12 protein-coding genes, 1 tRNA gene and 1 pseudogene are annotated in these 10,274 nt (G+C 66.3%); 9 read left to right on the top strand and 5 right to left on the bottom strand.

Annotated features, from left to right (window positions below; all coding sequences use genetic code 11):
- From QZV84_RS00335 to QZV84_RS00345, 3 genes and pseudogenes are all read right to left on the bottom strand, one after another.
- Positions 1-479: pseudogene (locus tag QZV84_RS00335) on the bottom strand (hypothetical protein); the annotation flags it as partial.
- A gap of 4 nt (positions 480-483) precedes the next feature.
- Positions 484-1,248, bottom strand: a complete 765-nt coding sequence (locus tag QZV84_RS00340; RefSeq protein ID WP_292823618.1) for an AAA family ATPase — start codon at positions 1,246-1,248, stop codon at positions 484-486.
- Entirely contained in the window at positions 1,245-1,379 is a 135-nt protein-coding gene (locus tag QZV84_RS00345; protein ID WP_292823621.1) for a hypothetical protein, read from the bottom strand. Before QZV84_RS00345 ends, QZV84_RS00340 begins: the two co-directional genes overlap by 4 nt.
- Before the next feature lie 153 nt (positions 1,380-1,532).
- Here QZV84_RS00345 and QZV84_RS00350 point away from each other — a divergent pair, with 153 nt between their 5' ends.
- From QZV84_RS00350 to QZV84_RS00360, 3 genes are all read left to right on the top strand, one after another.
- The gene (locus QZV84_RS00350; protein ID WP_292823624.1) at positions 1,533-1,751 is read left to right on the top strand and encodes a three-helix bundle dimerization domain-containing protein; all 219 of its coding nucleotides are present in this window, start codon (positions 1,533-1,535) and stop codon (positions 1,749-1,751) included.
- 359 nt (positions 1,752-2,110) lie between these two features.
- The gene (locus QZV84_RS00355; protein WP_292823627.1) at positions 2,111-2,722 is read left to right on the top strand and encodes a YetF domain-containing protein; all 612 of its coding nucleotides are present in this window, start codon (positions 2,111-2,113) and stop codon (positions 2,720-2,722) included.
- Positions 2,723-2,793: 71 nt separating this feature from the next.
- A complete protein-coding gene (locus QZV84_RS00360) occupies positions 2,794-4,086 on the top strand; it encodes a DUF2254 domain-containing protein (RefSeq protein WP_292823630.1) in 1,293 nt (430 codons plus the stop codon).
- Positions 4,087-4,102: 16 nt separating this feature from the next.
- Here the strand turns inward: QZV84_RS00360 and QZV84_RS00365 are convergent, their stop codons facing one another.
- Complete coding sequence (locus QZV84_RS00365) at positions 4,103-5,203, bottom strand: YihY/virulence factor BrkB family protein (protein WP_292823633.1); 1,101 nt, start codon at positions 5,201-5,203, stop codon at positions 4,103-4,105.
- Between the two features lie 49 nt (positions 5,204-5,252).
- Here QZV84_RS00365 and QZV84_RS00370 point away from each other — a divergent pair, with 49 nt between their 5' ends.
- Entirely contained in the window at positions 5,253-5,417 is a 165-nt protein-coding gene (locus QZV84_RS00370; RefSeq protein ID WP_292823636.1) for a type II toxin-antitoxin system Phd/YefM family antitoxin, read from the top strand.
- Positions 5,418-5,519: 102 nt separating this feature from the next.
- Entirely contained in the window at positions 5,520-5,708 is a 189-nt protein-coding gene (locus QZV84_RS00375) for a hypothetical protein (protein WP_292823639.1), read from the top strand.
- Between the two features lie 207 nt (positions 5,709-5,915).
- Here the strand turns inward: QZV84_RS00375 and QZV84_RS00380 are convergent, their stop codons facing one another.
- Positions 5,916-6,404, bottom strand: a complete 489-nt coding sequence (locus QZV84_RS00380; RefSeq protein WP_292823642.1) for a YajQ family cyclic di-GMP-binding protein — start codon at positions 6,402-6,404, stop codon at positions 5,916-5,918.
- Between the two features lie 261 nt (positions 6,405-6,665).
- On the opposite strand from QZV84_RS00380, the gene QZV84_RS00385 reads away from it, so the two are divergent.
- The 4 genes from QZV84_RS00385 to QZV84_RS00400 all read left to right on the top strand — a co-directional run bounded on the left by QZV84_RS00385 (position 6,666) and on the right by QZV84_RS00400 (position 10,265).
- On the top strand, positions 6,666-8,549 hold the full coding sequence (locus tag QZV84_RS00385; protein WP_292823645.1) for a glycoside hydrolase family 13 protein: 1,884 nt from the start codon (positions 6,666-6,668) through the stop codon (positions 8,547-8,549).
- Between the two features lie 98 nt (positions 8,550-8,647).
- Entirely contained in the window at positions 8,648-9,148 is a 501-nt protein-coding gene (locus QZV84_RS00390; RefSeq protein ID WP_292823648.1) for an FBP domain-containing protein, read from the top strand.
- On the top strand, positions 9,145-10,062 hold the full coding sequence (locus QZV84_RS00395; RefSeq protein WP_292823651.1) for a PfkB family carbohydrate kinase: 918 nt from the start codon (positions 9,145-9,147) through the stop codon (positions 10,060-10,062). The genes QZV84_RS00390 and QZV84_RS00395 overlap by 4 nt, the downstream gene beginning before the upstream one ends.
- Positions 10,063-10,183: 121 nt before the next feature.
- A tRNA-Tyr gene (locus QZV84_RS00400) sits at positions 10,184-10,265 on the top strand.
- Positions 10,266-10,274: the final 9 nt, after the last annotated feature.

Raw genomic sequence — 10,274 nt, forward strand, 5'->3', positions numbered from 1 at the left:
ACGCGATCGCGACCCAGGAATTGCGCACCAGTCCGAATTCCAGCAGGACCACCGCGCTCGAGACCGTCGCGAGCGGGAGCGTCGAGGGGCGGCGGTGGAAGAGCTTGCGCACCCAGGGGGAGAGCGCGCCGCCGAGGATCGATGCCCCCGACAGCAGTGCCGCGGCGAGCCCGGCGACCGTGTAGGCCTGGTCGTCGCCCCACAGTTCGAGCAGGTAGGGCTGCAGGGCATAGAAGACAGAGATGCCGACCCCGGCCGTGAAAGGGCTCGCCAGCATGAGCCAGCGGGATCTCGAAGATCAGCATCCCGGCCGTGAAGAACGCGTTCGCGGCGAACGCCTCCAGATTGGTCGGGCCGGCATCCAGCAGAAAGAGCGTGCTGATGCCCCAGATGAATGACACGGCGAGAGTGTTGCCCAGCATCAGCGTGTAGTAGGTGCCCTGCACCCGGCGCGGACTCGGCAAGCCCGGGACCCTCATTGGTTCAGTGTTTGCGTTTGCGAGCCCTCGGTTTCACGACCTTCGCCACAAGTGTCCAGAGCTCGCCGTAGGCACGCGCAGCTTCGGTGGTGGGCGCGTAGCTGCCGATGGGTGCCCGCTCCGTTCCCATCCGCTCGATCTGCACGGTAGCAGGAACGACAACGTGGCTGACCGATGTCTGTCCCCCTGGCAGATTCTTCACCGCGTCGCGGTGCACGGTCTTTCGACGATCGACCATCGAGAGGAACGCCACCACCCGAGCCTTCGAAACGGAGGCGGACACGAACTCCGTGACCTGGTCGAGTGATCGCATCGACAACGGTGACGGCACGAGCGGAACCACCACGGCGTGCGCTGAGAACACCGCGTTCTCCGCCACAAGCGCGGCGCCGGGGGGACAGTCGAGGATCACGACGTCGTACTCGCGGTCGATCTGCTCGAGGATCTTCGAGATCCTCTGCTCTGACTTCTTCGCGTGGTCGAACACGAGGTCGAGGTCGCGGTAGCTCGCGTCGGCGGGCAGCACGTCGAGGTTGTCGTACTCGCTGGAGCGGATGGCGCGGGACACCCTGCTCTGACCTGCGACCAGCGCGCCGACGCCCCCTTTCACCTTCTTGGGCTTTACCTGCAGGAGAAAGCCCGCTGCCCCCTGCGGATCGAGATCCCACAGCAGCACTCGGAATTCCTTCGACGCTTCCCACGCCAGGTTCACAGCCGCTGTGGTCTTGCCGACACCGCCCTTGGTGCTGTAGACCGCGACGACTTTCACGTCGACGGGCCCTGGTCGAGCGCGTCGATCAATGCGAGCTTGTTGAGCCGGGAGTACACCGCGATCCTCTTCGCGTCTGCGTGTTCGCGCAGCTCGGCCGCAGTGGGCTTGCCCGTCTTCGTCTGCGCCACCCTGCGCACCTCCTGGTTTCGATGGCCATCGCGGCCCTCCTCCACCGTAGTCAACGGCAGGCGTCTCGTGGGTGAGCAGCTTGCGGGTGCAGTCCTGATCGGCTGTCTGCCGATATCCGAGCCGGTTGACCGGACTCGAGCGAGAATCGATCTGTGAGTCGCACGAATCCCGAGAACGAGTTCGAGGCGCTCGTCTATCTGGCCGAGCGTCTGCGGCTCCGTTTTCCGGAGTTGCCCGAGGACACCGCGTTCGAGCTGATCGCCGACGAACTGGAGTCGTTCGACGGCGTGCGGCTGCGCGATTACGTGCCGGTGCTCGTCGAGAGAAGCGTGCTCCTCCGTCTCCGGACTCACCCGAGCCGGGTGGCTTAGACACCCTCTTGGCCCCCAGTCGGATCGTCCAGTCACTGGTGCTCGAGGATGCCCGACTCAATCGGACCGGTGAACGCCACCTCAACGACCCCCATCGGTGAGTCCGCATACCATCGACCGGATTCGAGACGGATGCCAGCACTGAGACCGGCCGCCCACAAGGGCAGTTTCGCGGGATCTCCAGCGACGTAGGCGACTGTCGCGACATCGGCATCCACTGATCGCGAGACATGTAGCGCAGGCCAAGTCATGCCACGGAATGTACCAGGGGCCCTTCCCAGCGCGGTCAGTGTCAGCTGTTTTGACGGTGATGTTTGAGCCTCCGAGGTGAAGTCTCCGGCCAGCCGAATGAGGTTGCGGTGATCGCGGGTGAGCGTGCAAGGGTAGATCAGCGCCGATGTGCCATGCCGCCAGCCCTTACCGCGACCCGACAGGCCGGCACTGAAGAGAGGAAGAGCATCATGTGGTTCGATTCCTGGTCCGATCTGGTACGGGTGGTGATTGTCGGGGCAGCCGCATACGCGTTCCTGATCATCACCTTGCGGCTGTCGGGAAAGCGCACGCTCAGCCAGATGAACGCCTTCGACTTCATCGTCACGGTCGCTTTGGGTTCGACCCTCGCGACGATCCTCCTGAGCGCGGACGTCTCATGGGCCGAGGGAACCACAGCGTTAGCGCTGTTGGCCGCATTGCAGCTGCTGGTCGCGTGGTTCTCGACGAGGTGGCCGCTGTTTCGCCGGGCGGTGACATCGCGGCCGGTCCTCCTCGTGAGAGAAGGCGCGCTGGACCCGGCGCAGATCCGCGCGAACCGGCTGACCGAATCGCAGGTGATGCAGGCCGTGCGCAGCGGCGGCTACGGAGACCTGGCTCTCGTCGGAGCGGTGGTGCTGGAGCCCAATGGAACTTTGAGCGTGGTCGGTCGCGACACACTCGGCACAGGCTCGGCGCTGCCTGGTGGCGACGCCGCGTGAACGCACGCAGCTCGGGTTCGAGCGTGGGACGCGTCCGACGCCGAGGGTGGTGGGCAGCGGTTTCCGAGTCCGTGGAGTCTCGCCTCTGGCCGGTTCCCCTCGCGGCGGTGATCGTCGCCGTCGCGCTCGGCATTGTGCTTCCGCGGCTGGATGTGATCGTCGATTCGAGCCTGCCGACGTCCGTGGACTCGGCCGTATTCAACGGGGGAGCAGACACGGCGCGCTCTGTGCTGTCCTCCATCGCAGGTTCTCTCATCACGGCCACATCACTGACCTTCTCCCTGACCGTCGTCGCACTGCAGCTGGCGAGCAGCCAGGCATCGCCGCGCGTCCTCCGGCTGTTCGCCCGCGACCGCCAAGTCCACTGGACGCTGGCGGCGTTCCTCGGCACATTCGCCTACTCGATCACGGTGCTGCGGTCCGTGCGGTCAGCCACCGAAGACGTGCCGGAGTTCGTGCCCCGCATCTCGGTGACATTCGCCTTCATCCTGACACTGGTCAGCGTCGTGATGCTCGTGTTCTTCTTGGCTCATCTGGCCTCCCAGCTGCGTGTCGAGACGATGCTGAAGGATATCCACGCGGACACCGACGAGACGATCGAGCGCGTCGGAGACCGCAACGAAGCAGCCCGAGGGGTTCCGCATCCGATTCATCGTCCTGTCATCCGCCACAGCGTCACGTCGTCGTCGAGCGGCTTCATCACCGCACAGGATTACGTCGCGCTGATCGGTGTCGCCGAGGACCACGCAATCGTCATCGAGGAGAAGACGCGGGTCGGCGAGAACATCGTCGAGGGGATCGTGCTGGCCTCATGGTGGCCCAGCGACGATGCTGCCGACGACCGGAACGTCGCAGCCATCGAGGATGCGATTCGTGGGGCGTATGCCATCGGCTATGAACGCACCGCAGCGGAAGACATCGATTACGGGACGCAGCAGATCCTCGACATCGCTTTGCGAGCCCTGTCGGCCGGAGTGAACGATCCGACGACAGCGGTGCACGCAATCGGCCACCTGAGCGCGATCACCGCGCGAATCGCCAACATGCCGCGGCTTCCGGCAGCATTGTGCGATGAAGACGGCGCGCTGTGCGTCGTGACCACATCGCTCTCCGTCAGGGACCACATCGACGCGGCACTCTCGCCGATCCGTCACTACTGCGTCGGTCACCCCGCGGTGGTGAAGCGGTTCATCCAGGCTGTTCAAGAGCTCTCGGTGCTCACCGACGATCCTGACGTGACCGCCGCGCTCAGCGCTCAGATCGACGCGCTCGATCCGCAGCTGCGCGTCAGCCACTCCGATCCGGCCGCGACCAAGAAGCTGCTCGAGATGGTCGCGGAGACGCGGGAGATGCTCCCCTCCTAATTCAGTCGCCCGAGACTCACGAGCGGCGCGCGATCCGCTGCCAGAGACCGCGCACGAAGCTTCGTGCCCGGTGAAACGCTGTATCCGTCCTCGGCGGAAGCGGTTCACCCTTGCGCAACAGCTCTCCTCTTTCTTCGGTGACCTTCACTGACCGAGCCGTGCGGCTGCTCACCGTGGTGTCGCGCGGTGGCAGCTGCAGCTGCGCTTCAGCCGGAATCCCCGCCTGCAGCTGCCTGCCGCGCTCCAACTCGGCGTTGAACTCGGCCCCGAGAAGCAACGCGAGGTTCACCAGGAAAAGCCAGAGCAGGAAAACGATGACCCCCGCAAGCGCCCCGAACGTGCGGTTGTAGCCGGCGAAGTTCGCGACATAGAAGGCGAACGCGAGTGATCCGAGGCCGAGAGCGAACATGGCCAGCGCGGCACCGACCGCGAGCCACCGGAACCGGGGCTGCTGCAGATTGGAAGTGCCCTTGTACAGGACGGTGACGATTGCGACGACCGCGACGGCCAGCAGGGGCCATTTCAGGATGTCCCACGCAAGAAGTGCCGTCTCGCCCATGCCGATCGCGTCCCCTATCGCCCGCGCAATCGGGCCCGTGACCGTCACCACGCTGAGCACGATCATCGCGAGGAGGATCAGCCCGACGGTTAGCGCGAGTTGGGCCGGCTTCCGCTTCCAGTACGGCCGGCCTTCCTCGATGCCGTAGATGCGGTTCAGAGCCCGGCCGAATGCGCCGACGTAGACCGATGCCGACCACACGGACGTCGCGACGGCCACGGCCAACGTCAGGCCGGCCGTCGATGCGCCCGCCACATCACGTAGGGGGGAGCGGAGAGTCTCCGCCACCGCGTCCGGAGCGACTTGATCGAGGAGCATGAACAGCCGTTCGAGGACTGCTTCGCTGTCACCGAGCACTCCGACCAGAGCGGCGAGCGCGAGTCCAGCTGGAAAGATCGACAGGACGGAGAAGAAGGTCAGCCCTCCGGCCGCGTCGACACAGCCGTCTCGCACGAACTCCTGCACCGTGCGCCGTACCACATAGACCCACGTCTGCCTAGTGATCTCGGTCGGAGCGGATGCCTTTTCGGGTGAGTCTGTCGTCGGCGCTTCCGGCATGCCCTTCACGCTATCCCGCCGGCCGGAAACGCCGCGTCGCGTTCAGGGCATGGCCACGCTAGACCGAGAACTCAGCTCCACCGAACTGCGAGATGACATCACGACCGTCGTCAGCAGTGTTGAGCATGGGCATGCGCGAATCGGCGTGACACGCCACGGCAAGCTCGCTGCCGTCGTGATCGGCGTCGAGGATCTCGAGTCTCGAGTTGCTTGAGCGGCTGGAGATGTCCGCCGATGTCGCCGCCTACGAGGCCGCCAAAGCCGCAGACGACGGTATCCGGGTCGATGCGGACCAGTCGTTCGCTGAACTCGGTGTGTGAGCGCCGAGTACAAGGTCGAGTTCACCGGCAACGCTGCCGAGGAGCTGCGCGAGCTCGACCGCGCGACGCAGAAGCGCATTGCTGGCGCGGTGCGAGGGCTTGCTGAAGAACCGCGGCCATCGGGGGTCACAAAGCTCACCGGGTATGCGCACACATACCGGTCCGCTTCGGGGACTTTCGAGTGATCTACGACGTCTTCGACGACACGTGGCTGATCGAGATCATCCGGGTTCGAGATCGCAAGCAAGCGTACAGAGGCATCTGACGATCGCGAGGCTCGACAGCTCACACCTCGTGATTTCGCGGGATTCCGGATCGCAAATTGCGGCGATCGCCGACTCCTGCGCACTCCCTGCGGACCGAACAGGAGAATCTCTGGTCCGGGGGCTGCGCTACCGGTAGTTGATGAACTGCAGGTCCACCTCGAGATCGGCGGCCTTGAGGAGTCGCTGGACTTCCTGCAGGTCGTCGCGGCTCTTGGACTGCACGCGCAGCTCATCGCCCTGGATCTGCGATTTGACGCCCTTCGGGCCCTCGTCGCGGATGATCTTGCCGATCTTCTTGGCGTTCTCCTGCGAGATGCCGTCTTTGATCGTGGAGGTGATGCGGTACTCCTTGCTGCCGGCGACCGGTTCCCCCGACTCGAGGCTCTTCAGCGAGATGCCGCGCTTGACAAGCTTGGACTGGAACACGTCCAGCACCGCCTTCGCGCGCTCCTCGGTGCTCGCCTTGATGAGCACGGCCTCGCCGCTCCACTCGATCGAAGCGCCGGTCCCCTTGAAGTCGTATCGCTGCTCGACCTCCTTGCGGGCCTGCTGGAGCGCGTTGTCGGCCTCTTGGTGGTCGACCTTGCTGACGATGTCGAAGGATGAATCAGCCATGCGCGGAAGTCTAATCCAGCCTCGACGCCGTGACTCGGGACGCCGTCCGAGGCAAGCGCTTGCATACCAGTGAGTCCCGCGGACTCTGCCGCGGCAGCATCGCAGGTGGCCTGGTCTCGGGCAGCGTCAGGCAGCGGACGCCGCGGGAGCGGCATCCGTTCGGTATAACTGAAGGGCAACCTGAGGGCTCTGCCATGGCGTTGTGCCGTGCAACCACGTCGAATCGTGGCGTTCGCCGCCGGCTTGCCTGAAAGGTCCTTGATGAAACCCCTTGCCCCGCATCACGATGGTTCGCCGCTGTACGTCTCCAACGCCGAACCCGCACTCGGCGAAACGGTCCGCGTCCGCGTCCGCGTCCCCGTCGAGTACGGTCCGCTCACTGCGGTACGCACGCGCTCGAACCCCGACCGCGAGCCGGCCTGGACCGATGCGATCCTCATCGGGTCTGTTGACGGCTGGGACTGGTGGGAGGCCGATGTCGTCGTCGCCAACCCGCGTCACGGCTACCGCTGGATGTTGCGGCACGAGGATGGCCGCGTGCAGTGGCTGAGCCAGTCCGGCCTGCACACCCTCGAAACCCTGGATGCCGAAGACTTCGCCCTCGTCGCCTTCCCGGCCCCGCCCGCATGGATATACGACGCCGTTCTCTACCAGGTGTTCCCGGACCGGTTCGCGCGATCGGGGCAGGCGGATCGGCATGCGACCCCGGACTGGGCGATCGCTGCGACGTGGGACGAGCCGGTCGCGCTTGTCGCGCCCGGGCGTTCGCAGCAGTTCTATGGCGGCGATCTGGACGGCGTCACCGGAAAGCTCGATCACCTGGTCGAGCTCGGCGTGAACCTGCTGTACTTGACGCCCGTCTTCCCGGCCGCCTCCAACCACCGCTACGACGCGTCGAGCTTCCTGTCGGTCGACCCGCTGCTCGGCGGCGACGAGGCGTACATCCGCCTGATCGAGGCGGCGCACGAGCGCGGCATCCACGTGATCGGCGACCTCACGAGCAACCACTCCGGCGATCGTCATGAGTGGTTCCTCTCCGCACTCGGCAACCCGGCCGCACCTGCGGAGGAGTTCTACTACTTCACCGACGAGGCGAACACCGAATACGTGTCGTGGCTGGGATATCCCAGCCTGCCCAAGTTCAACTGGGCGTCCGAGAAGCTCAGGGATCGCTTCATCGACGGACCCGACTCGGTGGTCGCGAAGTGGCTCAAGCCGCCCTTCAACGCGGACGGGTGGCGCATCGACGTCGCGAACATGACCGGACGCCTGGGCGATGTCGACCTGAATGCCGAGGTCCGCCAGCTGCTGCGCAAGACGATGATCGACATCAACCCCGAGACCGTGCTGCTCGGAGAGTCGACCAACGATGCCAGCAGCGACCTGCAGGGCGACGGCTGGCACGGCGCGATGACCTACCCCTCCTTCACGCGGCCGTTGTGGGGGTGGCTCAGCGAGCCCACGCACGAGCCGTATCTCAACGCCGAGGGCGAAGAGGTGACCGATCCCTGGTTCTTCGGGCAGCCGATCGGCGGGATCCCGCGCTACACCGCGGCGGAGTTCGTCGGGGCGGTGACGCGTTTCACAGCCGGCATCCCATGGCGGGTGCGTCTCGGCAACATGCAGCCCCTCGACACCCATGACACGGCGCGCTTCGCGACTCATGCCGCCCCCGGAACGATCCCGCTCGCCGTCGGTCTGTCCATGACGCTTCCCGGCCTGCCGGTCGTCTTCGCGGGCGATGAGTACGGCGTCGTGGGGGTCGACGGCGAAGCGAGCCGCACGCCGATGCCGTGGGGGAGCGAGAGCCTGCCCGAGACTGCTGATCGCCTGGCGCTGTACCGCGAACTCATTCACCTGCGCCGGGGTCACGCGGTCCTGGCCACCGGCGGCCTGCGCTGGGTGCACGTCGACGACCAGTCGGTCGTGTTCCTGCGTGAATCGACGGAGGAGTCCGTCCTCGTGCTCGCCTCCCGCGGCGACGTGGACATCGAGCTGAGCGCGACTGCGGTGCCCGCGGCCGCGCGCGCCGTCGCCCTCCACGGCGACGCGACGCTGGCGACGGCATCCGACGGTTCCGCCCTGATCTCGGCCGCCGGACCCGTCTTCGCGGCCTGGGCGCTGCCCGGAGTCGTGTTGCCGTAGCCTGCACGCCTACGAGGCCTGAGCGCTGGCCCCACCGCCGGCGGCGCGCTCTCGGACAGCGTTCTTCGTAGACTGATCGGAGGCGGCGAGGAGGCCCGATGCGCCAGTTGACCGAAGATGACATCCGCGGGGCGTTCGCGAATGCGAACGACGACGAGTTGCGGCTGCTCACGCTTCCGCCCGACTTCGTGCTGACCGACTGGGACCATCTCGACTTCCTCGCGTGGCGCGATCCGCGCACGAAGGGTCGTGGTTATCTCGTGGCAGAGTTCGGTCACGAGATCATCGGCGCGGTGCTGAGAGCCTCCGAAGGCAACTCCCGCGCCGGGTCTGCGTTGTGCAACGTGTGTCACACCATGCAGCCGGCCGACCAGGTGTCGCTGTTCTCGGCACGCAAGGCGGGCGACGCGGGCCTGCGCGGAGACACCGTGGGAACCTACATGTGCACCGATCTGTCCTGTCATGAGAACGTGCGCCTGGCCGCGCCGCTCGCACCGAACGAGGTGCGCGCGAGCGTCGACGCCCGCATCGACGGGACACGCCAGCGGGCGGAGTCCTTCATCGAGCGGGTACTCGAAGCGGCGAGGGCTGACGCGTGAGCAATCGGGTCGTGGTCATCGGAGACGCGCTCATCGACGAGCTGCGCGACGACAGCGGAGTGCGCGAGTTCGTCGGAGGAGCGGCGCTCAACGTCGCAGTCGGACTGTGCCGGCTCGGCGTCCCGACGACGCTGATCGCGATGCTCGGAGACGACGAGGCCGCGGAGCACATCCGCGCCTACCTCGCCGACTACGGAGTGCAGCTGCTCGCCTCCCCGTCGCCGCTCGGCAGCTCGCGCGCGGTGAGCACGCGCAGCGCATCGGGCGAGCCGGCATACGAATTCAATGCCGCAGCCCAGGCGCGTTCGATCGATTTCGGCGTGGAGATCCGTGCGGCGATAGCGGATGCCGGCATCGTGGTCGTGAGCTGCTTCCCGTTCGACAACGCGGAGCAGACGCGACTCCTGGTGGAATCGCTCGATGGAGTCTCGGGACAGCTGGCGATCGACCCGAATCCGCGCTCGGGCATGATGGCGGACCGCGCCGAGTTCGTCCGTGGCTTCGAAGCCCTCGCCTCACGGGCGGCGCTCGTCAAGGTCGGCGAGGACGACTCGATCCTGCTCTACGGTGAGCCGCTCGACGTGCTGCGCGTGCGACTGGTCGACCTCGGTGTCGACGCGGTGCTCGCCACCCAGGGCTCGTCCGGAGCGACGCTCGAGGCGGGCGCGATCACCGTGACGCGCCCGATCTCGGATCTGCCGGGCCGCATCGTGGACACCATGGGCGCCGGAGACGCGGCGTTCGCCGCGGCCGTCGCCGCACTGTTCGATCGATGGCCGGCAGACCAGGAAGCCTGGGGCACCGTGCTGGAGCGTGCGATGGATGTGGCAGCGGCCACCTGCCGGTTCGAAGGTGCTCTGCTGCGGCTTCCCGAGTCGCTCTCGGACGTCGACCTGGATCGCATCGGCACCTGATCCGATGGGCCGCGGCGGGCGGCGGCCCGAGGGCGAGCCGGATTTTCGCGCCGCGCGTCGAACGCGTAAGATGGGTGATCGCGCCTCCGCTCGACTGTACAAGCCGGTCGGGTGCGCGTCTGGCGAGTTACCCAAGCGGCCAAAGGGATCTGACTGTAAATCAGCCGGCGTAGCCTTCGGGGGTTCGAATCCCTCACTCGCCACGAAATGAT

The sequence above is a fragment of the Microbacterium sp. genome (genome assembly GCF_011620715.1).
GTDB lineage: Bacteria > Actinomycetota > Actinomycetes > Actinomycetales > Microbacteriaceae > Microbacterium.

Coding starts and splice junctions, on each gene's coding strand:
- QZV84_RS00385 (WP_292823645.1), top strand. CDS start 6,666: ATGAAACCCCTTGCCCCGCATCACGATGGTTCGCCGCTGTACGTCTCC.
- QZV84_RS00390 (WP_292823648.1), top strand. CDS start 8,648: ATGCGCCAGTTGACCGAAGATGACATCCGCGGGGCGTTCGCGAATGCG.
- QZV84_RS00370 (WP_292823636.1), top strand. CDS start 5,253: ATGGCCACGCTAGACCGAGAACTCAGCTCCACCGAACTGCGAGATGAC.
- QZV84_RS00380 (WP_292823642.1), bottom strand. CDS start 6,404: ATGGCTGATTCATCCTTCGACATCGTCAGCAAGGTCGACCACCAAGAG.
- QZV84_RS00365 (WP_292823633.1), bottom strand. CDS start 5,203: ATGCCGGAAGCGCCGACGACAGACTCACCCGAAAAGGCATCCGCTCCG.